The sequence below is a fragment of the Prochlorococcus sp. MIT 1011 genome (assembly GCF_047305235.1).
Classification (GTDB): Bacteria; Cyanobacteriota; Cyanobacteriia; order PCC-6307; family Cyanobiaceae; genus Prochlorococcus_B.
In genome coordinates, this window is sequence record NZ_CP138983.1 from 1,310,478 (window position 1) to 1,330,841 (window position 20,364).

At 37.8% G+C, this 20,364-nt stretch carries 24 protein-coding genes; 9 read left to right on the top strand and 15 right to left on the bottom strand.

Features of this window, described 5'->3' with window-relative positions; translation table 11 throughout:
• The gene (locus tag SIB75_RS07885) at positions 1–1,242 is read left to right on the top strand and encodes a glutathione S-transferase N-terminal domain-containing protein (protein WP_413682735.1); all 1,242 of its coding nucleotides are present in this window, start codon (positions 1–3) and stop codon (positions 1,240–1,242) included.
• A 26-nt stretch (positions 1,243–1,268) separates the two neighbouring features.
• Here the strand turns inward: SIB75_RS07885 and dnaA are convergent, their stop codons facing one another.
• Positions 1,269–2,669: a chromosomal replication initiator protein DnaA gene (gene dnaA, locus SIB75_RS07890; RefSeq protein WP_413682736.1), complete on the bottom strand. Its 1,401-nt coding sequence runs from the start codon at positions 2,667–2,669 to the stop codon at positions 1,269–1,271.
• 222 nt (positions 2,670–2,891) lie between these two features.
• On the opposite strand from dnaA, the gene SIB75_RS07895 reads away from it, so the two are divergent.
• Together SIB75_RS07895 and SIB75_RS07900 are read left to right on the top strand one after the other, a co-directional pair.
• Positions 2,892–3,614, top strand: a complete 723-nt coding sequence (locus SIB75_RS07895) for a TIGR04282 family arsenosugar biosynthesis glycosyltransferase (RefSeq protein ID WP_413682737.1) — start codon at positions 2,892–2,894, stop codon at positions 3,612–3,614.
• A complete protein-coding gene (locus SIB75_RS07900) occupies positions 3,563–4,267 on the top strand; it encodes a TIGR04283 family arsenosugar biosynthesis glycosyltransferase (RefSeq protein ID WP_413682738.1) in 705 nt (234 codons plus the stop codon). Before SIB75_RS07895 ends, SIB75_RS07900 begins: the two co-directional genes overlap by 52 nt.
• Positions 4,268–4,289: 22 nt before the next feature.
• On the opposite strand, the gene SIB75_RS07905 is transcribed toward SIB75_RS07900, so the two are convergent.
• The 3 genes from SIB75_RS07905 to hisG are packed head-to-tail and all read right to left on the bottom strand — an operon-like array spanning position 4,290 to position 7,291.
• Positions 4,290–4,832, bottom strand: a complete 543-nt coding sequence (locus SIB75_RS07905) for a GNAT family N-acetyltransferase (protein ID WP_413682739.1) — start codon at positions 4,830–4,832, stop codon at positions 4,290–4,292.
• Positions 4,833–4,845: 13 nt separating this feature from the next.
• Positions 4,846–6,642: an ABC transporter ATP-binding protein gene (locus SIB75_RS07910; protein WP_413682740.1), complete on the bottom strand. Its 1,797-nt coding sequence runs from the start codon at positions 6,640–6,642 to the stop codon at positions 4,846–4,848.
• Positions 6,629–7,291: an ATP phosphoribosyltransferase gene (gene hisG / locus SIB75_RS07915; protein ID WP_413682741.1), complete on the bottom strand. Its 663-nt coding sequence runs from the start codon at positions 7,289–7,291 to the stop codon at positions 6,629–6,631. Before hisG ends, SIB75_RS07910 begins: the two co-directional genes overlap by 14 nt.
• Before the next feature lie 50 nt (positions 7,292–7,341).
• Here hisG and gloB point away from each other — a divergent pair, with 50 nt between their 5' ends.
• The 3 genes from gloB to SIB75_RS07930 all read left to right on the top strand — a co-directional run bounded on the left by gloB (position 7,342) and on the right by SIB75_RS07930 (position 8,867).
• Positions 7,342–8,097, top strand: a complete 756-nt coding sequence (gene gloB / locus SIB75_RS07920; protein ID WP_413682742.1) for a hydroxyacylglutathione hydrolase — start codon at positions 7,342–7,344, stop codon at positions 8,095–8,097.
• A gap of 45 nt (positions 8,098–8,142) precedes the next feature.
• A complete protein-coding gene (locus SIB75_RS07925) occupies positions 8,143–8,550 on the top strand; it encodes a Rid family detoxifying hydrolase (RefSeq protein ID WP_413682743.1) in 408 nt (135 codons plus the stop codon).
• An 86-nt stretch (positions 8,551–8,636) separates the two neighbouring features.
• Complete coding sequence (locus tag SIB75_RS07930) at positions 8,637–8,867, top strand: DUF3136 domain-containing protein (RefSeq protein ID WP_413390070.1); 231 nt, start codon at positions 8,637–8,639, stop codon at positions 8,865–8,867.
• Here SIB75_RS07930 and SIB75_RS07935 read toward each other — a convergent pair.
• The 9 genes from SIB75_RS07935 to SIB75_RS07975 all read right to left on the bottom strand — a co-directional run bounded on the left by SIB75_RS07935 (position 8,864) and on the right by SIB75_RS07975 (position 16,586).
• Positions 8,864–9,127, bottom strand: coding sequence for a 4a-hydroxytetrahydrobiopterin dehydratase (locus tag SIB75_RS07935; protein ID WP_413390069.1), 264 nt, complete (start codon positions 9,125–9,127; stop codon positions 8,864–8,866). The genes SIB75_RS07930 and SIB75_RS07935 overlap by 4 nt on opposite strands.
• A 75-nt stretch (positions 9,128–9,202) precedes the next feature.
• Complete coding sequence (locus tag SIB75_RS07940) at positions 9,203–9,751, bottom strand: BMC domain-containing protein (RefSeq protein ID WP_413682744.1); 549 nt, start codon at positions 9,749–9,751, stop codon at positions 9,203–9,205.
• A 45-nt stretch (positions 9,752–9,796) separates the two neighbouring features.
• On the bottom strand, positions 9,797–10,048 hold the full coding sequence (locus tag SIB75_RS07945) for a carboxysome peptide B (RefSeq protein WP_413390067.1): 252 nt from the start codon (positions 10,046–10,048) through the stop codon (positions 9,797–9,799).
• Positions 10,048–10,323 (bottom strand): carboxysome peptide A, encoded by a 276-nt coding sequence (locus tag SIB75_RS07950; RefSeq protein WP_413390066.1) that lies wholly within the window; start codon positions 10,321–10,323, stop codon positions 10,048–10,050. Before SIB75_RS07950 ends, SIB75_RS07945 begins: the two co-directional genes overlap by 1 nt.
• Positions 10,324–11,859 (bottom strand): carboxysome shell carbonic anhydrase, encoded by a 1,536-nt coding sequence (locus tag SIB75_RS07955; RefSeq protein WP_413682745.1) that lies wholly within the window; start codon positions 11,857–11,859, stop codon positions 10,324–10,326. It abuts the gene before it with no gap.
• A gap of 7 nt (positions 11,860–11,866) precedes the next feature.
• Positions 11,867–14,254, bottom strand: coding sequence for a CsoS2 family carboxysome shell protein (locus tag SIB75_RS07960; protein WP_413682746.1), 2,388 nt, complete (start codon positions 14,252–14,254; stop codon positions 11,867–11,869).
• Between the two features lie 98 nt (positions 14,255–14,352).
• Complete coding sequence (locus SIB75_RS07965) at positions 14,353–14,694, bottom strand: ribulose bisphosphate carboxylase small subunit (protein ID WP_036906978.1); 342 nt, start codon at positions 14,692–14,694, stop codon at positions 14,353–14,355.
• A 95-nt stretch (positions 14,695–14,789) separates the two neighbouring features.
• Positions 14,790–16,202, bottom strand: a complete 1,413-nt coding sequence (locus SIB75_RS07970) for a form I ribulose bisphosphate carboxylase large subunit (RefSeq protein ID WP_011294510.1) — start codon at positions 16,200–16,202, stop codon at positions 14,790–14,792.
• Between the two features lie 72 nt (positions 16,203–16,274).
• Positions 16,275–16,586, bottom strand: coding sequence for a BMC domain-containing protein (locus SIB75_RS07975; RefSeq protein WP_011130577.1), 312 nt, complete (start codon positions 16,584–16,586; stop codon positions 16,275–16,277).
• On the opposite strand from SIB75_RS07975, the gene SIB75_RS07980 reads away from it, so the two are divergent.
• On the top strand, positions 16,585–16,782 hold the full coding sequence (locus tag SIB75_RS07980; RefSeq protein WP_413390063.1) for a hypothetical protein: 198 nt from the start codon (positions 16,585–16,587) through the stop codon (positions 16,780–16,782). The genes SIB75_RS07975 and SIB75_RS07980 overlap by 2 nt on opposite strands.
• Before the next feature lie 160 nt (positions 16,783–16,942).
• Positions 16,943–17,533 (top strand): non-canonical purine NTP pyrophosphatase, encoded by a 591-nt coding sequence (locus SIB75_RS07985; protein WP_413390062.1) that lies wholly within the window; start codon positions 16,943–16,945, stop codon positions 17,531–17,533.
• On the opposite strand, the gene SIB75_RS07990 is transcribed toward SIB75_RS07985, so the two are convergent.
• The gene (locus SIB75_RS07990) at positions 17,530–18,306 is read right to left on the bottom strand and encodes a BMC domain-containing protein (protein ID WP_413390061.1); all 777 of its coding nucleotides are present in this window, start codon (positions 18,304–18,306) and stop codon (positions 17,530–17,532) included. The two genes, SIB75_RS07985 and SIB75_RS07990, sit on opposite strands and share 4 nt — an antisense overlap.
• Before the next feature lie 101 nt (positions 18,307–18,407).
• Between SIB75_RS07990 and SIB75_RS07995 the strand changes: the two genes are divergently transcribed.
• On the top strand, positions 18,408–18,773 hold the full coding sequence (locus tag SIB75_RS07995; RefSeq protein WP_413390060.1) for a hypothetical protein: 366 nt from the start codon (positions 18,408–18,410) through the stop codon (positions 18,771–18,773).
• 11 nt (positions 18,774–18,784) lie between these two features.
• Here the strand turns inward: SIB75_RS07995 and SIB75_RS08000 are convergent, their stop codons facing one another.
• On the bottom strand, positions 18,785–20,362 hold the full coding sequence (locus SIB75_RS08000) for a ferredoxin:protochlorophyllide reductase (ATP-dependent) subunit B (protein WP_413682747.1): 1,578 nt from the start codon (positions 20,360–20,362) through the stop codon (positions 18,785–18,787).
• Between the last annotated feature and the right edge of the window lie 2 nt (positions 20,363–20,364).

Here is a 20,364-nt window from a genome sequence, read left to right on the forward strand (position 1 = left end):
ATGAATCCAACCAGAATTGCAATGAGTTGGGAAGAATTAGCAATATATACAGCTGACCCCATTGATCAAATCAATGGGTTAAACAACCCATATTCCTCACTTCGTCTTTTTAATAAAGATGAGTCCGAGGCAATTGTTACTCTTTACAGAGACAATCATGCTTGGTGTCCTTATTGCCAAAAAGTTTGGATTTGGTTAGAGCTTAAAAAAATTCCTTACCGGATTAAAAAAGTAACCATGCGTTGCTACGGAGAAAAGGAAAGATGGTATTTAAAAAAAGTGCCCTCAGGAATGCTTCCTGCAATAGAAATTGAAAATCATTTAATCACAGAAAGTGATGAGATCCTATTTGTGTTAGAAGAAATTTATGGGCCTCTAGGTCAATCTCTAAATGAGAAGAAAGTTTTCAAACATAGGGCACTTGAAAGAGAATTATTCTCATCTTGGTGTAATTGGTTGTGTCGCAACTCTCTTTTCCAAGCCCAAGAAGTACAAAAGAAAGATAATTTCAAAAATATTGCAAAAAAATTTGAAAATGAACTCCAAAAAAATGCTTCAGGATGGCTAACACCAATCTCAACAGTAAATGGTGAAAAGCCTGGATCAGCAGATGTGATTTTCATTCCATATGTTGAAAGAATGAATGCCTCATTGGCTTACTACAAAGGATATTCATTGAGAGAAGAGCACCCTTTTATAAATACATGGCTTAAAAATCTTGAAAAACTTGAGGAATATAGAGGAACTCAAGGAGATTTCCATACTCATGCTCATGATTTACCCCCTCAAATGGGAGGCTGCTTTACTAATTCAAATGCAAACCAACAATTATTTTCCAAAGAAATTGATGTGGGTGCTGGATTAGGGCAATTAGAACTAGTAGATTTCGAAGTTGATCAAAAATCAAAACAACAATTTGAGGCATTAGCTTTAGAGAGAGTTATCAAACATAAAGAAAGAATCATTGATGTTAACCCAATGAAAAATAAATCATTTGATCAACCATTAAGGGCAGCATTAACTTCTATGATTTCAAAAAAAGATTGCATTCCAGAGAAGAATAGTGCATCGTCATTACGCTACCTCCGAGATAGAATTTCAGTTCCAAGAGATATGCCTTTATTATCCGGAAGATTGTTAAGACAAGCTCTTGAACGTACAGCAACTATTGATGGTAGTGATCAAGGTCCTCCAATACCTACAAGAAATAGGCTAGATCAAAATCCTATACAGTTTAATTAGAAATTTATTCTCGTTACATGTTTTCTTTAACGACGTTTTCGTGAATCGATTTGAAGAAGATCCTTAACTTTTTGAACTTGACTGGCCAATTGTGGTTCACTTGAAAGCTTCTTTTCTACTTGTTCAATGGCATACATAACTGTTGTATGATCTTTTCCCCCAAAAGATTCTCCAATTCGAGGCAGACTTAGATCAGTACCGTGGCGCATTAAATACATGCCGACCTGCCTTGCCTGACTTACAGGTCTACGCCTACTTGGACTACGCATTTCCTCCTCAGTAACTCCAAAGACCTCAGCAACTTTTTCCAAGACTTGCTTAGGTTTAACTTCAACTCCTTGTCCAGTAGGATCAAGCATAGGTGCCACCGATTCGACTGTCATTGGCAACCCAGTAATAGAGGCAAATGCGACAGCTCGAGTAAAAGCCCCCTCCAACTCTCTAATATTTGAGGTGAATCTTCCAGCTATAAACTGAATCAAATCTCTTGGTAAACGCATCCTTTCATGCTCAGCTTTTTTTTGTAATATTGCCATTCTGGTCTCTAAATCAGGCGCTTGAATATCTGCGATTAGCCCCATTGAAAATCTTGAAATCAATCGCTCTTGCAAACGAGGTATTTGACTTGGAGGCCTGTCACTTGTAAGAACAATTTGCCTACCTGCCTCATGCAAAGCATTAAAAGTATGAAAGAATTCCTCCTGTGTATATTCTTTTCCCTCTATAAATTGAATATCATCAACCAATATCAAATCAGCTTCTCTATACCTATTTCTAAAAGCTTGCATTCCATCTTTTCTTATAGCAACAATTAAATCATTAGTAAAAGTCTCAGTAGAAACATATGCAACCTTTGCTTGTGGATCTATTTCCAATCTATAATGGCCAATGGATTGCATGAGATGAGTTTTACCTAATCCAACCCCTCCACAAATAAATAATGGGTTAAACTCTCTACCAGGAGCCTCGGCTACTGCCATTGCAGCAGCATGAGCCATCCGACTATTAGGTCCTACAACAAATCTATTAAAGACATAGCGGAGATTCAAACTAGGTAAAAATTTTTTTGTTGGCGCTTGCTTAGATTTAACTTTTGAATTATCTCTAGTAGAAATTGCATTATTTTCCATATCAGAAAAAGTCTTTTTCTTATTACTTTTGTTTTCTGAATATTCTTCTCTAACTTTTATATAAACCTTTACCTCACGGCCAAAAATCTCTGTTGCAAACTCTTCGATTTTATGAGAATAATTTTTTCTTAACCAATCACTTGAGAAGCTATTAGGTGCCAACAAGGTTAGGCATCCATCTTTGAAATCATGGAATTCAGCTGGGCGTATCCATGTTTCATATGAAGGTTTACTTAAAGTCTTTTGCAGTAATTGCTGCACCTTCGTCCATAGCTCATTCCGAGAGGGCACAGGCATTACCTAATGGATTATGAGTTTAGCGAGAACTTGAATCAGAAATTGTTAAATCTGGGAATCCAGTTGTAAAAATTGAATCGTCACGTCAAAGAAATGAAATACCATTATGAATTAGCAAAATGGACACGAAATAGATTTATTTTTTACAGAACAAACATTAATAAGTTGAAATGAATAGTAACTTAAAATTCAAGAGCATCGAAAAACCTGAAATCATTGCCAATGGATCGGATAGCAACAAAAGCAAGATTGAAGAAAAACAAAAAACCAATCATAGTTTTAATGACAAGATGGCACGCAATTTATAGATGTAAAAGTCGTTTATCAGAGGATATAGGAGCTCTTCACGCCGCAAAGATCCAAGAAAAGCTAACAAATCACACGATTAAAGTTGCTAGAAAGATTCAAAAAGAAGGTCTTGCAGATGTAAAAGTTGCCATCGATGGAATTGGAATTCAGGCAGCAAAAAAATGGGCACACAGAAATAAAATCCAAAAGATTGAGACTCAAGGGGCTGGAAATCTTGGAACAAAAATGAAAAGACAGTTTTTAAAGACTCATTCTGAAAAAACCATTTCTCACAAAAAAATTCGAAATCCTATCCTACTAATTGGAACTGATTTACCATCAATCTCACATTTCGACTTAATTGAAGCTATTCAATTACTTACTCATAAAGAAATGGTCTTAGGCCCTTCAACTGACGGAGGATATTGGCTTATAGGATTATCAAATAAACTTTTAAGTCCACAATGTACCTGGCCATTTTCTGGTATAAGTTGGGGAACCAATAAAGTGCTTCAAGAAACAATTCGATCAGCTTCCTTAAATCAAATAGATTATCAATTACTTCAAACTAAAAATGATCTTGATAATGTTTCTGACTTATCACCATGGCTAGATCAAAAAAGCTTCCAACTCTCAGCATTATCATACCAACTCTAGACGAAGCAAATCATCTTCCTCTTCTCTTGGCTGATTTAAAAGCATGGCCTTATAGTTCTGATTTAACAATAGTGGATGGGGGGAGCAGGGATTCAACTATTTCAATTGCACAAATACAAGGAATAAATATTATCAATAGTCTTGAGCAAAATAGGGGCTTGCAATTAGGAATAGGCGCTTCACAGGCAAAAGGGGAATGGCTTCTATTCCTTCATGCTGATAGCAGATTAGATAAAGTATGGGTAAAAAAATTACTAAAAATAATGCAAACTAAAACATCAAAAAACTTTGCCTGGTATTTTGACTTTAAAATCAAAAAATATAACTTACAATTTAGAATTTTAGAATTCGCAGTAGCATTAAGAAGTCATTTTTTACAACGACCGTATGGCGATCAAGGTTTGCTAATACATAAAAATCTTTATCACCGTACAGGAGGTTACTCTTCCTTAAAAATAATGGAAGACCTTGAGTTAATAACAAGAATTACTAAAATAGCAAAAGCAAGGCGGATAGGAGTAAATTTATATACAGATGATATAAAATGGTCAAATTCAAATATAATTAAACGTGCACTTAGAAATGCATCCTTAAGAAAAAAATGGCGCCAAGGTCATGATATAGATAATTTATCAAAAGAATACTATTCATAATTTAACAATAACAATGAATCAATTAATTTGAATACCAAAAAGCACATTTATTACCTTTTGGCTCTAGATTCCAACCTTGTCTTTTATAAAAAGTAATCACATCAGAATCAGCAAATAAAGTTACTCTACTAATACCTTCTCTTTTTAAACTTCTCATCAAATATGACATGAGTTGCTTCCCTAATCCATATCCTTGATAAACAGGGTTGATAGCTACATCCCATATTGTTGCATCAATAACTCCGTCCCCTGTGCATCTTGCAAATCCAATCAATCTTGGAAATTTAGGATCATGTTGCCATAGACCAATCTTAAGCAAGCTATTATCTAGAGCTCGTTTTACCCTTCTGAGAGGTCTTCTACCCCATCCAACTGCTTGCAAAAGTTGCTCAAGTTCAATTAAATCAAAAGATTTTGAATCACTAAAAACAAAGAGGGATGAATTGTCTTCATTAAAGTATTGAAGAGCTTTTTGTCCATATATATTTTTTAAATTTTCATCTGAAAGAATATTTTGATTCCTCCACCCTGGCATTCCTATTTGTTTTGATCCAAGATTTATCATAAATAAATACCCATCAGATTGTTGCTAGACCTTTTTCTTGCAATTCAGAAAGTTGAGAATAAAGTCCACCCAAAGCCCTCAACTCTTCATGAGTACCTTGCTCAATTAGCCTTCCTTTTCTCATTACAAGGATTCGATCAGATGATTCTATTGTTGCCAATCTATGCGCAATTACAAGCGCTGTTCTTTTCTCTAATAACCTATCAAGATCTCTTTGCAAGGTTGCCTCAGTTGACGGATCCATAAAAGCAGTGGCTTCATCCATAATTAATACTTTTGGATCTCTTATTGCGACTCTTGCAATAGATAAAAGCTGTCTTTCTCCTGAAGAAAGATTTCCGCCTCTTTCTCTGATATAAGTGTCTAATCCATTGGGGAGTTTTCTCAATAAATTATCAAGTCCTAATTCACTGCATATATCCTTTAAGCGTTGATTATCGATTGAAGAGTCTAAACGAAGATTATCCGAAACATTTCCACTAAAAAGGAAAGTATCTTGAAGAACGACTCCAAGTTGTTTCCTTAGTGACTGAATAGATATATTTCGAATGTTTTGACCATCAATATATATATTTCCTTTTTGAGGTTCATAAAGCCTACACAACAATCTAATCAAAGTCGTCTTACCTGAACCAGTTGGCCCTACGAGGGCAACATGTTCTCCAGCTTTAATCTTGAAACTTAAATCATTTATTATCGGTTCGTCTTCTCTGTAAAAAAAACTTACATTTTCAAACAAGACTTCTCCAAAAACAGTTTTATTTGAATTTATAAATTTTTTATTTTCTACTTTCTGATCAACTTGATCATAAATCTCTATTTTTTTCTCAAGCAATTCACTTATTCTTTCAACCGCTGTTAACCCTCCCTGTATTTGTGTAAATCTTTCTGCTAATTGTCTTAAAGGTTCAAATAATCTTTGTGAATAAAGAATGAATGTCGTTAGAGTACCTAATCCCATAGCTCCAGCAGTAACCATGTAACCGCCCAGAGAAATAACCATGGCTACTGCCGCCAATGAGACCCATTCAATAAACGCAGAAATACTACTGTCATAGAAAATTGTGCCGTTTACTGCATTTTTATAATTACTTCCAGTTTTGGAAAATTTTTGACCATTTAACGATTGCCTTCTAAACATTTGAACAACTTCTAGGCCTTGCAAATTTTCCTGAAAGTTTGCATTCAATTGAGAAAGTTCTTCTCTAACTTTATAATTTTGTTTTCTATAACGTTTTTGTAACCAAAGGATAAAGATGGTAACAGGTATTTGAATAATCAAAAGGAGTAACCCCAACCTCCATTCAATTAAAATCATCGTTATTGATATAACTATCAGACTCACAAAATCAGCCAAAACTCCAACAGCACCACTCCCAAAAACTTCTGACAAGGCATCAACATCGCTAGTTAATCTTGTTAGTAATTTACCAACAGGAATTTTGTCATGGAAACGCAATGACAATGACATTGAATGAGAGAACAAATCATTCCTAATTTGAGCAGTCAGCCTTTGCCCTACAGCCTGTATATTGTATGACTGAAAACCCTGCAATCCAAGTCTAAGTAATACTGTTATGAACAGAATTACTATTATTAGGCTAATTGATGATTCATTAGATAAATTATCAAAAAAAGGTATCGTATCTTCTCCTCTTAAAACAGAAATAGCTTGACCTACGAGAAGAGGTTGAATAGCACCCGCCAAAGCAACAGGTATTAGTATAAAAAGTATAAGAATTAAACGTTTTCTTTCCTTTTTTAAATACTTACCAAGTTTCTTAACTCTTCGAAAATCACTTTTTGCCATCAGGGAAGAGGTTGGTCTGAGATTGGGTTTGAATTGAATCAATAATTTCTTGGAGGGGGCCTCTGTCTAGCCTTAGGGATAGTGGATGCCCAACAAGCCGAGCGCTTGATTTGAAAAGTTCTTCAATTTCTATAAGACCATTATCTCTAAGAGTACGACCAGTTGCGACTAAATCAACGATTGCTTCAGCCATACCTGTTATGGGACCTAGTTCAACCGATCCACTCAAATGAACTAATTGGACAGGTAAATCAATTTGATCAAAAAAATTCTTTGCACAGTTTGTAAATTTACTTGCCACACGACAGTTTGGTGGCAAGTCAGAAGCACTCAGATAACCACTGCTCGATTTAACTGCAACAGACATATGACACGCTCCAAAGCCAAGATCTACTAAATTAGAAACCTGCAACTTCTGCTCTTTCAACACATCAAAACCCACTATTCCTAGTTGCGCCTGCCCATAAGATACGTAAACAGGAACATCACTGTTACGAACCAAAAGAGCTTTAGCACCTCCACAAGCTGACGGAACCATCAATTGGCGATTGCTATCTTCTAAAACAGCAGAGAAATCAATTCCAATGTTCGAAAACATTGAGACTGATTCTTTCAATAAGGCGCCTTTCGCTAATGCAACAGTAAACATGTCAATAACTATTGAGGTGGATTCTAACTATTCCATTACTTAAATAAAAAATGTTAGAGAAAAAAAGCGAATTCACTATTCACCCAATTACTGTTTTACAGGACAATATCGTATGGGTATGGGTCCACAATTGCAATGCAGTAGTAGTAGATCCTTCCATATCAGATCCAGTAGAAAAATGGCTTTTAGGAAAAGAGCTATCTTTAAAAGCTATCCTTCAAACACATCATCACGATGACCATATTGGAGGTACACAAAAGTTAATAAGAAGATGGCCGGATGCAAAGGTAATTGCATCAAAAAAAGAACTTATTAGAATCCCTTTTCAAACATTTTCGGTTGATGATAATGATATTTTTCATTTATTGGATAGTGAGATTAAAGTCATCGAAGTAAATGGTCATACTAACAACCACATAGCTTTTTATGTAACGAAGAAAAACGCTAAATATAATATATTATTTCCTGGAGATACTATTTTCGGTGGGGGTTGTGGTCGCCTTCTAGAAGGAACTCCGTCTCAAATGTTTGAAAGTTTGTATAAACTTAACTCTCTACCAGAAAACACTAAAATATACTCTGCTCATGAATATACAGAAAACAATTTAAAATGGGCATTAACCTTAGAGTCTAACAATATTTCTATTCTTGAAAGATTAAAACGAGTTCAAGATAAGCTTCAGAAGGGAATATCTAGTCTCCCATCAACAATCTCCGAAGAAAGAAAAACAAATTTATTTTTAAGAGCAAAAAATGTCGAAGAATTTACAATGCTAAGAAGGCACAAAGATAGTTGGAAATGTTAAATTCTAATTTAAGTATCAAAACTCTTAATTCAAGACTAATCATTCATGAAAAGTTCAGCTATAGAAGCAATTGAAACAAATTCCGCGCCTAAACCAGTTGGCCCCTACAATCAAGCTGTTTTAGTGGAAAACTGGTTGTATTGCTCAGGACAAATTGCTCTAGACCCTTCAACTGGGGTAATGATCGGGAATGGAAATATAGAAGAAGAAACTAGACAGGTTTTAAACAATTTAATGGCCGTTGTTGAAGCCGCTGGTGGCGAAAGTTCAAATATAATAAGAACAACCATTTATTTAACTGATTTAAATGACTTCGCAAAAGTAAATGCAATTTATGCTGAAACCTTTGGGGGATCAGCTAGTCCAGCAAGGGCATGCGTTGAAGTATCAAATCTTCCTAAGGGAGGAAAAATTGAGGTAGACTGCGTTGCTTGGCTAGGAAACGAAAAATAAAAACCACTTTGTGAAGAAAAAAGAGCTTGCCACTTTGCTAATTGGCCCCTTTATTGTCTAAATTAATAATTGATTCGCAATAGACAATGTCCACTGCCAAGTTGACTATTGGCGAACTAGAAGCAGGATACCCTCTCTACTGCAAAGCACTTAGGAGGCTCTTGCAACAAGGACGTACCTCTGATCAAATTCAAAGAACAGTTTGCTGGAGTCATTTGGAGACTCTTAATCGTTGTTTGCCAGGAAGATATAAAACACCCTCTTATCTAATGGCATTAATCAAAAGAGATCTAGAACAACCAAAAGAAGAAAATTAATTTTCTTGATGTTTATTTAAATAATCTATTTTACTTGCGAAATCATGGTCATCTTTTGATATTTCCTCTTTCTCATTATTTTCTAAAGGCCTGATAGTTATATTTGCATAGGTCTTCCCAAAACTTATATCTGGGAAACGATTGACCTCCTCACAAAAATCACCTAAGGCATCGAGAAAATCTCTATTTTTTTCATAAGATTGAAATTCAAATCTTTTTTCTAGACACTCTGGTCTTTTTTTTTGCCTCCATCCTTCCATGAAAAAAACATATCTTTTATAAAAACTACTACATCGTGAATTAATTGAAGAAAAAAATTAAAAATTTAAACTTACTCAGCTTCTCCTTTTTGCTCCACTACTTTTCAGTACTGGCTCAACCTCGACATGAGGTCGGGCAATAATGTGGGCAGCAACCAATCCATCCCCGACCCGCTCGCAAGCATCAGCTCCTGCTCTCACAGAAGCATTTACAGCACCAGTCTCACCTCGAACCATTACGGTTACATATCCTCCACCAACGAGTTCCTTAACGATCAAATTAACTTCCGCAGCTTTCGTCATTGCATCAGCCGCTTCAATTGCTGGTACCAATCCACGAGTCTCTATCATTCCTAATGCAATACCAGAGTTTGAATTACTCTCAAAACCTTGATCGTTTCCGATTATTTTTTTATTTGAACCAGCACCTCTAGAGCCATTAGATAGATTTTTAGCGCTAGGACTATTTTTAGTACTAGATGTTTTTCCGGTTGAGGAAGACTGTATCTTCGTAGAAGTTTTTGTTTGAGTAGTTGAATTGATCGGAGTAATATCAACTACTTGATCTTTAGGCTTAATAGTTTTATTACTACTTTTTGGTCGACGATTTGAAGAGTTAGTCATAATTTATGAATTTATAAAATTAAGCTTTATTGAAGAGCGGCAAAATTAATCATCAGGTATCCAATGGTCAATAATCCCACCAATAGTTAAATCCGTTTGAGTATTACCGTCTGGGCATGCCCACCTTGCTGCGGTTCCTGTTGCGGTAAAAACCCAATTCCCTTCTCTCGCGCCGACAGGGTCAACTGCTACAAGTCTTTTACCTTTGTTATTACATAATATTCTTAAATGCATATGTCCTAACCCTTCCACTCTCTGTGTACAAACCAAACGTCCCATCACTTGCATGATCTCCATTATTTTGCTCCTCCGGAGATCTGTTGTTGTGTCTCTGGATCCCAATGATCAATAATGCCCACAATTGTTAAATCACTTGGATAAGACTTACTTCCAGCCGCTTCACGAGCAGCAGAACTTCCTACACATATGACCCAATCATCTGGTTTACAACCAACAGCATCAACAGCAACTTTTTGGGAACTACCATCCAATACAACCTGTAAATGCTTATGTTCAAAGCCTGGAATACGATTGGTTGAGACAAGTGGTTTAAGGACTTTACAGATGAGCATTTAGTGAGCCTCCTGAAGGATTGGATTAAGCGAGGAACCTACAACTTCTGCAGGAGCCTTTTTATCTCTATCTCGAATAGTAAGAAATGTGTGAAGAGAGCCATCATCTATTAAATCTCGATAACGAGAATTAATAGCTTCGTTAACTCTATAACAATCAGCTAAAGCCCTATCTCTTGCATGTGGAACACTACCAGAATAATCGAAACGAATCACAATTGGGATTGGTAAGTTTCGTGAGTTGTTAAGACCTTTAAAAATTTTCACCCCAACATCAAGATCAGGTGCACCTTGTTCAACAGTTTCCAAATGAGCAAAATATGTAAGATTCCTTAAATGAATTTCTTTAAAGCCAATACCTACTCCAATAAATCTCTCTGCATGACCCGCATCTTTATAACTTCCATCGTGAAAGTTTTTCACATAATCAATTTGAGAAATATTATTTGAAATAAGTCTGGTAAGAAACATAACCATGCCTGGATCTGTTTCTCCTGGGCAGACACATTTCACCTTTTCTTGAATCTTTTGAAGACCCTCCTGAGTATTTAAGAATTGAGTCTCCTTATAAATTTCATTAGCACAAACCCATGATTTCAAATCAACTTCATTATTTTTTGAAGGCGTATGAACTCTTATCGCGTCTGTATCTGTGTCAAGACCAATTAAAAGCAAATCAACGGATGCACCACAACAAAAACTATTTTCAACTGCTTCCCTAAAATCAAGTAATCTTTGTAGACCTTCTGAAGCAGCCAGTTCATCATTACTACCATGAGCTGCACATCCTTGATGAAGAGGATCAACAGAGCTAAAATGATAAACAACTGATTTTAGATATCTAGTGGGTTCAGTAGAAGGATTTGGTGAAGCTTCTCTATATCTACTATGTTCAGTTTTAACCCAACGATTAACTGTTTTTTCAATATCAAATAGAGCACCTGCATGAGATCGCCTACGTACAGAGCTGAAAGGGATCCGTAAGGCAAAAGAGATTGCATGAGCCAATCGACCATCAGCACATGGAGTTATATCTAAAAGATGAAATCCGCAGTCATAAAGGAAAGCCTGGAAAGCTTTAGCATCTTGACTATTTAAAGAGCCTTCTAATGGATCGGAGTTGAAAAACTCATTACTTGTCAACTGATGTGATTGGAATACACACCAAGCAAATAATGAACGCATATCAACATTTCCAACCCAAGCCTTTTCAAGGATGTGTAATGGCAATTCATATCCTAATTCTGTTCGACATAAATTTTGGGCTTTTTCAATAAAGTCCAAATCATTCTGAAAACTTGAAACTCTTTTAAGGAGAGGGACAATATTGTCAAATCTTCCTTTAACTGAATTTTCATATTGACTTAATTTTTCATTTTCTTTTGAGTTAGTTAATTGATGGTCTTTACCAGTAGAACTAGAACTCCAATTAATAGTTTTAATTTCTTTAGACTTTTTTGTTTCTATTTCTACGAATCTCTTCATAGGAGCCGTTGGCCCACGAAAAGATTTCTTGGCCAAATTACGATAGGCCATTTTCTATTTAACCTCTTGCTCCACCAGAGAAAGTTACCAGTTGGCCTTCCCTTGTATTACCACTAGAACCAGTGATTAGAAAATCTGGTTCGAGAACTTCTTGGTTTCTCTTTAATTCAGATGCTTTCATTGCATTCATCCCCCCTGGGCGTGAAGGGTTTCTACGCTTAGCAGAAGCTCCTTCAGTTCCAGTGACATGCTCTCCTCTAGCCCAATCATCACCAGTTATGTTCAATCCAGCGGATTGTCCTTCTCCTGTTATTTGTGAGGTTGGTCGTTGCTTAGCCTCTTCATTAACTATTTCATCAACTTTGTTATTCTGAGAATTTGATGGTTTTCTGTCAAAGCGAAATTGCTCGGTACCTGTCACTTTGTTAGCAGCCATGTCAAATGGGCCAGTAATTTTTGAGCTATCTTCATAGCTCGTACCTGTGACACCTGAGTTAATTTCATTTTGAATATGAGCCTGTCTAGCTGGAGATTTAACGCTAAAACTGGTCCATGCAGCTGCCTTCTCAACATTTTCTTGATGGGCATAACCTTCAGGAATATTGGAAACCCCACAATTATCTATCAATTGATCTCCTCCCACATAAGGAGTTCCTGTTAAAGGCTCACAAGCACCCTTATGAGCACCTGTCATCTTTCCACCTATACCAGGCTGCAGACCCGTCAATCTTGCTGCAGGAGTACCAAGTTGCCTAGGGGTTCTAGCCTCTATCTCAGATGACGCAGAATTATCACACCATTGATTTGCTTGATCCAATCCTGCATAGGGTGTACCTGTAACTGCTTTGCAAGTACCAGGTTCATCTCCTGTTACGAGAGGAGATCTACCTGTCATGGTTCCACTAACTGTTTGTGTTTTATTGGTAACACTCAGACCAACTTTTGCCGGATCTGGAGCAGGCTTGGCACCACAAAAAGAATCGAATTGCTTAGAACCTACATATTCATCTCCTGTCACGTTCTTACAACTACCAGCCTCATTACCAGTAACATTATCTCTTCTCGAGACATCAGTACCAGTTACACCGTTTCCGCGAATTGTTTCTAGAGAACCAACCTTTGCTGCTGGTCTACCAGAAGGTAGAGGATCAGCACCTAAATACTGATCACCAGTTAAACCTTTATTTGATCCTGCCTCATTTCCTGTAACCAAACCTGATCTTCCTGTCATAGTTCCACTAACTTTTTGACCCTCTATAGTTTGGCTATAGCCAATTTTTGAAGGTGAAGGGTTAACTCCTCCGCAGTAATTATTAGATTGATTAGCAGATATATATTCAGTACCAGTAAGGTTTTTGCAGGTTCCAGGCTCATCACCAGTAACTTTCTCTGATCTACCCACCTCGTTACCAGTTACAAGATTTCCATGACTAGTACTTGTAACAGCTACTTTTGCTGGCTGACTTATAGGTGTCTTTGATCCATTACAGAAAGAATCAATTACTTCTGAACCTAAATACTGGGTACCGGTTATTGAACGGCATGTGCTTGCCTCATTACCTGTGGTTTTTATAGATCTATTCGCCTGCGTTCCAGTAACAATTTGCCCAGTAGATGTCTCACTTATACCAACCTTCCAATGAGCATCTGGGGCATTAGCATTTTGCTTTGCTCCATTCTTATTTGGACCACAAGGACGAGTTACTGAAGTGCGTTTTGATCCAGTGGCACCAGTTTTGCTTTTAAGTTCTCTAACACGTTGAGCTATTTCTTTAGTGGTCAAATCTGGATTACCTTGACGAGCTACTGACGCAGCTGTTGTTGGTTGTTTCCCAGCTGATTTACCGTGCTTTGATAATGCTTCTCTACGAGCCAACACAAAAGCTCTACTTGAATTCGTAATCGCTTTTCTTTTGATAGTTGAACGATGATTAGTCGTTCTTTTGTTTAACGTTAAACTAATTTCTGGCTTTGAAATTGTATTACTAGTCTCCTCTATAGCTTTTTGCTCACATTCTGGACAACAATGTTCATCCTTTTTTGACTCATAAGAAGGAGCGTTTTGAAACTTTTTCCTCTCAACGTCAACTCTAGTTATATCTTTAGTATGATCAGCAGATTTGCCTCTACGAGATAATGCTTCTCGTCTGGCGATTACAAGTTGACGACTAGAATGAGCTACTGAACTTTTATATGATCTTGAACTATTTGAATTCCCAGAAGTACTTGATTGAAAACTACTTGAACTTGACTGAGAAGAAGAATTATTTGAATTAGTTACAGATTTATTGGTTTTGACAAAAGCTGAGTCTGTCCTCGTAGCTCTCGCATCACCAGAAGAACGTACTCTATTAGGAGTAGAGCCTTTGATAGATGCATTTTTGCCTCCTTGACTAAGAGCCTGGCGGCGATCAAGAACTAATTGTCGACTTGTTTGTTTTGCCATATCAACCCAATGGAGAGGTTACAAAAAAAAATTAAATTCTCTAAAGAATTATTAGCCCCAAAAGTTTTTCGGGGCTAAATTTGTCAAAGCCTACTAATTTAGCGGCCTTGGAAAACCACAAAGCAAGTACCTTGACTTTGTGTATATGCGTCATATCCAACTATACGAACATGATGGTCAGGATATGCTCTATGGCAAGCTTCTAACTCGCTTACAACCAAATTCAAATCTTTCTCACCGAAGAAAGGTAATTTCCAATAAGACCAATAGGTCTGCATTGAACCACTTGGATGAACATGCTCAATAACTGGGCTCCAGCCCTGAGCAATGATGTAAGCAATTTGATCGTAGATTTCGTCCTGGGTCATCGGCGGTAAGAAGCCGAATGTTTCCAGGGTGGCGACTGTCTGATAGTCACCTACTGTGCTCTGGAAAGGCATGGTGAACTTAAGTTAGTGAATGGATAAAAGTCGATAGTTATCGACTAGTGAAATGAAAAGGTTAGAGGTAACTAAAATGTCACCTCTATCTTTTTTTACTGAACGTCGAGTTTATCAACTGTATCGAATTCGAACTTAATCTCCTTCCATGTCTCAAGAGCAATTGCCAATTCAGGGCTATGCTTCGCAGCTTCTAGAAGGATATCGCGACTTTCTTTTTCGATTTCTCTACCAGCATTACGTGCTTTAACACATGCTTCGAGAGCTACACGGTTCGCGGCTGCACCAGCAGCTGATCCCCATGGGTGACCATGAGTACCGCCACCAAACTGGAGACAAGAATCATCTCCAAAGATTGCAAGCAATGCTGGCATATGCCAAACATGAATACCGCCAGATGCCACAGCAAATACACCAGGCATAGAACCCCAATCTTGATCAAAGAAGTTACCGCGAGTACGGTCTTCAGGGACAAAAGATTCACGAAGGTTGTCAATATAACCAAGAGTTGTTTGACGGTCTCCTTCTAGTTTTCCAACAACTGTTCCTGTATGTAGTTGATCTCCGCCAGATAGACGCAAACACTTAGCAAGAACTCTGAAGTGGATACCATGCTGAGGATGACGGTCGATAACCGCATGCATAGCACGGTGAATATGAAGAAGCATGCCATTTTCACGGCACCAATTAGCAAGACCTGTATTAGCAGTAAAACCACCAGTGATGTAGTCATGCATGATGATTGGCATGTCAAGTTCTTTAGCGAACTCAGCACGCTTATACATCTCTTCAGGAGTAGTTGCTGTGCAATTCAGGTAGTGACCTTTAACTTCACCAGTTTCCTGTTGAGCTAGCTTTACAGCTTCAGCAACAAATTCAAAACGCTCTCTCCAACGCTGGAATGGCTGAGAATTGATATTCTCATCATCTTTAGTTAGGTCAAGACCGCCACGAAGGCATTCGTAAACAACACGACCGTAGTTTTTACCTGAAAGACCAAGTTTTGGCTTAATGGTACAACCAAGTAATGGACGACCGTATTTATTAAGACGATCACGTTCAACAACTATTCCACTAGGTGGTCCGCCGCAGGTCTTGATAAATGCCATTGGGAAGCGAATATCTTCAAGGCGAAGATGACGCAGGGCTTTAAAACCAAAGACGTTTCCAACAAGTGATGTTAAAACGTTAGTTATAGATCCTTCTTCAAAAAGATCTAATGGGTAGGCAATAAATGCATAGAAGGCATCCTTATCTCCAGGGACATCTTCAATGCGATAACAGCGGCCTTTGTAGAATTCAAGATCTACAAGTAATTCCGACCAAACTGTTGACCATGTACCAGTAGATGATTCAGCTGCAACAGCTGCTGCAACCTCTTCCTTTGGTACACCTTCCTGACCTGTGCATTTAAAACATGCAAGTAGATCAGTATCTAGGGGGACGTAATCAGGAGTGAAGTAAGTATCTCTATACTCCTTAACTCCAGCATCATACTTTTTAGCCATTGATAGCTCCTTTTAATTAGTTAGAAGGTTGAAAATTTGAAAAGTCCTCTCCTCTTGGGACTTAGTCAAAAATCAGTCCTTCTGACCCAAGAAATTACCGTTGCCCAAAGCTGGCTCAACTTCACGATGAGGACGAGCAATGATGTGAGCTGCAACCAGTCCGTCACCTACTCGCTCACAAGCGTCTGCGCCTGCACGAACTGCTGCGTTTACAGCACCAGTTTCTCCGCGAACTAAAACTGTTACGTAACCACCACCAACAAACTCACGACCAATCAAGCGCACTTCTGCTGCCTTGGTCATCGCGTCAGCAGCTTCAATAGCTGGTACTAATCCGCGTGTCTCGATCATGCCGAGAGCAATACCCATTGTTTCGCTAGCCATGTCCTATTTCAGTAGAGGGATGGAATGTTCAGGAGGGACAATGGCCCGTCAAAGAGCAATTAGTCAAGAGGGTTTTCTAATAGATCTGATTACAGTTTCTAGTCCTATTCATAAGCTCAGCTTATCACCCTTGCTACGACAGTTGAGTAACGCTGTTCGATTAATGGTTAGGACATACTCATATTGCATTGCGTAAACAAGTCTCTGTAGTTATTTTTACCCACGAGACAGCTTCCTGGCTATGTCAGGGTTGGAATGTTCACCCAAAACTGTCTCAAAATCTTCTAAAAAATTCAACTACTATTGTTTTTGACTTCTTCCTGTAAGACTATAAAAAACTAATTAGATTATTCGATTTGAAAAAGCCACTAATAACCATAGCTAGTGGTAATCCAAAGAAGGTTGCTGAGATAGAAGCAATGCTTGGACCTCTCCCAATTGAAGTTAAAAAACAACCTAGTTCTCTAGATGTGGAAGAGACAGGAAAAACATATTTGGATAACGCAATGCTAAAAGCAAAAGCCGCAGCAGAATTAACTAATACTTGGACCATTGCTGATGATTCAGGACTTGAAATTGATTCTCTTGGAAATGCACCAGGTATATTTTCTGCGCGACTTGCTGAAACTAATGAAAAAAAGATAGAAAAAATTCTTGCGGCTCTGGGAGACAGCCCTTATAGAAGTGCAAAAGTCTGCAGCGTCATGGTGCTTTGTAATAATCGTGGAGAATTAATTAAAAACACAATTGGTATTTGCTGGGGAGAAATTTTAAGAAAGCCTGCTTATCCAAATGGGGAATTTGAATCATTATTTTGGGTTCGTGAAACTAATTGCACTTACGGAGAATTAAATAATTCACAATTATCAAAACATGGAAGTAGAGGAAAAGCTGCTAGAGCATTAGCTCCTTTTCTTTTGAAAGCTATTGGAATTAAACGTAATTAATTTCTATTTATGTAATCAATAGATCTCATTGCAGCAGCAGCAGCCTCCTCAACATCGCCCTCCTTTCCAGCCAAAGTCAATCTTCCAAAAGCACCAACCCCTTTAACATCGACAATTGTGATGTTTGAGGCTTTCTCTGCTTCGTTTGCAGCCATCAATACATAACCAGCCGGTTCAGTTTCAAGAATGAACATACTCATTCCAGATTGAATCATTGAGCCTCTTCTATTTTGACGATTGATCAAAACAGCATGATCAGGAGTAATAGAGCGAATGACTTCAGTCCATGTAACTTCGGGATTAGTTCGTTTATCAATTGTGCTACCTATAGCATCTAAAACTACATCTCCTGAATGTATAACTGTGCTTTGATCTCTGTGATAAAGAGCAAGTGATCCGAATGCCCTTTCAACAATCATTTGCCCTAATCGAACATTACTGGCTTTTAATGCAATATCTGTAACCCTATGAACTGCCATTCCAGGTGAAACCTCCATCCAAAGACAAGCATCGCCAGGTATGGGTAAGAAGCCTGAACTTGCCGTTCCCATATAAGCCGCAAGTTGAGGTTGCAAAGAATCTAAGAATACATATGTTCTTAATTCAATTTGTTGAACATGACTTGCTTGACGTGCAACCAACGATTTTTCTGAATCGGTTGTTATGACACGTTTTGGATCTCCAGAAAGATATTCATTTACTTCTGCACCAGTAATTCTCTGGCTGCCACCTTGTCGCCTTTCATTATTTTCAAATGTGGCGAATCTTGTCATGGGCGGGATATTACCTCAAAGATTGCCTTTTTAGCTAGCAATTTAGACTTGCATGCTGAATTTAAGCCGATAAATTCAATATATATAGATCTAATTGAAGAATGTCTGTACCTCAGCCAAAGGATTCAAAGAACAATAAATCAAATACCGAAATCAATCCGGAGCAAGCGCTTGGCTTAGTCTCATTAGGTCTTATGAAAAAATTGTCTGATAAAGGTATTGATAACTTGAATTGGTTAAAAGAAGATGAAAAATGTGATACATATGAGCTTCGTCAAAGACTTGAACTAACATCTCTAGCGATAGAAACAGGAGCTCCACTTAGCACTACAGAAGTATCAAAACTTTTAGGCGTAAGGCCAGGCTCTTCAAAAGTTGAGAGAGGTGGTCTCATTGCTAAGAAGATATCAAGAAATGTTTGGAGATTAATCAAATCAAGCCAAGAAAATTCTCATTGGCGTAATTAGAAGAAGCAAATCTAGGCTTTATAGTGAGCCTTGGCGTCATAAAGAGTTTCTTCGTTGATTTCTCTGCATCCTGCCTGACGAGCATAATTCTCTGTATTTCTTCTTACCTTACCTCTTACAAAAAATGGGATTTTTGAAAGTTCTTTTTCACCTTCATGCGTCCATATAAGATCGCCCTCTGTAATTACTGAATCTTGTAAGTTTGTTTTTATAGCCTCTTTATTTGTATTTTGATTTCCTTTCCCACCTAAATGTCCTAGATGACTTTGGTGCCCATCAACAAATTCGAAGTCATGCTTAAACATTCCAATCAAATGTTCCTCAAGTCCCATCATTAATGGATGAACCCAGTCATCAAAAATGACATTTGCCCCCTCCCATCCCATTTGAGGGCTATACCGAGCAGGTACATCCTGCACATGCATTGGTGTACTGATCACAGCGCATGGGATACCAAGTCTTTTTGCACTATGTCGCTCCATTTGTGTGCCAAGGACTAGTTCTGGAGATGTTTCTTTTATCGCATCTTCTACTTCTAAGTAGTCATTGGTTATCAATGCCTCTAAACCAAGTGCCTTAGCGGCTGGACGAACTTTCCTAGCCATTTCACGACTATAAGTTCCTAGACCTACAACTTTAAAACCAAGCTCCTCATTAGCAATTCTTGCTGCAGCAAGAGCGTGTGTTCCGTCTCCAAAAATAAAGACTCTTTTTCCTGTTAGGTAATTCGAATCCACTGAATTCGAGTACCAGGTTAATTTCGAATTATTAGATTCGTTTACTGATTGAGGGATTTCCATCTCTAACACTTTGTGTAATTCTTTAAGAAAATCCTGAGTAGCCCCAACACCAAGAGGAACTGTTGTTGTAAAAGGAATATTTAAATTTCTTTCAAGCCAAATACAAGTTGATTCCGCTATTTCTGGATAAAGGCAAACATTGACATCAGCATTGGGGATTCGCAATATATCTGCAGGTGATGCTCCTAATGGCGCCACAACATTGACGTCTATCCCATACTGACCAAGTAGTTTTTGTATTTCCAAAACATCATCTCGACATCTAAAACCAAGCAAAGTTGGGCCAAGAAGATTTACTCTGGGTCTTCTTTTTTCTTCCTGCCACGTTTGTTTCGATTCTTTCGAGTGATCTTTAAGTAAAGTTCTTACGATTTGATAAAAAGTCTCGGAGCCACCCCAGTTTTCCTTTTTGCTATAGGCAGGTAATTCGAGGCTGACAATTGGGATCTCAAACCCCATACCTTTCGCTAGCGAACCAGGCTGATCTTGAATTAATTCGGCTGTACAACTTTCGCCAACCAAAAGAGCTTCTGGATTAAATCTATCTACAGCTTCTTTTATATGCCCTTTTACAAGTTCAGCGGTATCACCTCCTAAATCTCTAGCTTGAAAAGTTGTATACGTTACAGGTGGTCTACTCCCACGGCGTTCAATCATCGTAAAAAGAAGATCAGCGTAGGTATCTCCTTGAGGTGCATGCAATACATAATGCAATTTTTTCATAGACGTAGCGATTCTCATCGCCCCAATATGAGGAGGTCCTTCGTATGTCCAGAGAGTTAATTCCATGA

What these genes read in the sequence shown, in the direction of transcription:
- SIB75_RS07990 (WP_413390061.1), bottom strand. Translation starts at nt 18,306, where the DNA reads ATGACAAGATTCGCCACATTTGAAAATAATGAAAGGCGACAAGGTGGC.
- SIB75_RS07945 (WP_413390067.1), bottom strand. Translation starts at nt 10,048, where the DNA reads ATGGAGATCATGCAAGTGATGGGACGTTTGGTTTGTACACAGAGAGTG.
- SIB75_RS07995 (WP_413390060.1), top strand. Translation starts at nt 18,408, where the DNA reads ATGTCTGTACCTCAGCCAAAGGATTCAAAGAACAATAAATCAAATACC.
- SIB75_RS07940 (WP_413682744.1), bottom strand. Translation starts at nt 9,751, where the DNA reads ATGACTAACTCTTCAAATCGTCGACCAAAAAGTAGTAATAAAACTATT.
- dnaA (WP_413682736.1), bottom strand. Translation starts at nt 2,669, where the DNA reads ATGCCTGTGCCCTCTCGGAATGAGCTATGGACGAAGGTGCAGCAATTA.
- SIB75_RS07900 (WP_413682738.1), top strand. Translation starts at nt 3,563, where the DNA reads ATGGCTAGATCAAAAAAGCTTCCAACTCTCAGCATTATCATACCAACT.
- SIB75_RS07905 (WP_413682739.1), bottom strand. Translation starts at nt 4,832, where the DNA reads ATGATAAATCTTGGATCAAAACAAATAGGAATGCCAGGGTGGAGGAAT.
- SIB75_RS07955 (WP_413682745.1), bottom strand. Translation starts at nt 11,859, where the DNA reads ATGGCCTATCGTAATTTGGCCAAGAAATCTTTTCGTGGGCCAACGGCT.
- SIB75_RS07980 (WP_413390063.1), top strand. Translation starts at nt 16,585, where the DNA reads ATGTCCTATTTCAGTAGAGGGATGGAATGTTCAGGAGGGACAATGGCC.
- SIB75_RS07925 (WP_413682743.1), top strand. Translation starts at nt 8,143, where the DNA reads ATGAAAAGTTCAGCTATAGAAGCAATTGAAACAAATTCCGCGCCTAAA.
- SIB75_RS07935 (WP_413390069.1), bottom strand. Translation starts at nt 9,127, where the DNA reads ATGGAAGGATGGAGGCAAAAAAAAAGACCAGAGTGTCTAGAAAAAAGA.
- SIB75_RS07885 (WP_413682735.1), top strand. Translation starts at nt 1, where the DNA reads ATGAATCCAACCAGAATTGCAATGAGTTGGGAAGAATTAGCAATATAT.
- SIB75_RS07975 (WP_011130577.1), bottom strand. Translation starts at nt 16,586, where the DNA reads ATGGCTAGCGAAACAATGGGTATTGCTCTCGGCATGATCGAGACACGC.
- SIB75_RS07960 (WP_413682746.1), bottom strand. Translation starts at nt 14,254, where the DNA reads ATGGCAAAACAAACAAGTCGACAATTAGTTCTTGATCGCCGCCAGGCT.
- SIB75_RS07910 (WP_413682740.1), bottom strand. Translation starts at nt 6,642, where the DNA reads ATGGCAAAAAGTGATTTTCGAAGAGTTAAGAAACTTGGTAAGTATTTA.
- SIB75_RS07895 (WP_413682737.1), top strand. Translation starts at nt 2,892, where the DNA reads ATGGATCGGATAGCAACAAAAGCAAGATTGAAGAAAAACAAAAAACCA.
- SIB75_RS07930 (WP_413390070.1), top strand. Translation starts at nt 8,637, where the DNA reads ATGTCCACTGCCAAGTTGACTATTGGCGAACTAGAAGCAGGATACCCT.
- gloB (WP_413682742.1), top strand. Translation starts at nt 7,342, where the DNA reads ATGTTAGAGAAAAAAAGCGAATTCACTATTCACCCAATTACTGTTTTA.
- hisG (WP_413682741.1), bottom strand. Translation starts at nt 7,291, where the DNA reads ATGTTTACTGTTGCATTAGCGAAAGGCGCCTTATTGAAAGAATCAGTC.
- SIB75_RS07950 (WP_413390066.1), bottom strand. Translation starts at nt 10,323, where the DNA reads ATGCTCATCTGTAAAGTCCTTAAACCACTTGTCTCAACCAATCGTATT.
- SIB75_RS08000 (WP_413682747.1), bottom strand. Translation starts at nt 20,362, where the DNA reads ATGGAATTAACTCTCTGGACATACGAAGGACCTCCTCATATTGGGGCG.
- SIB75_RS07965 (WP_036906978.1), bottom strand. Translation starts at nt 14,694, where the DNA reads ATGCCTTTCCAGAGCACAGTAGGTGACTATCAGACAGTCGCCACCCTG.
- SIB75_RS07970 (WP_011294510.1), bottom strand. Translation starts at nt 16,202, where the DNA reads ATGGCTAAAAAGTATGATGCTGGAGTTAAGGAGTATAGAGATACTTAC.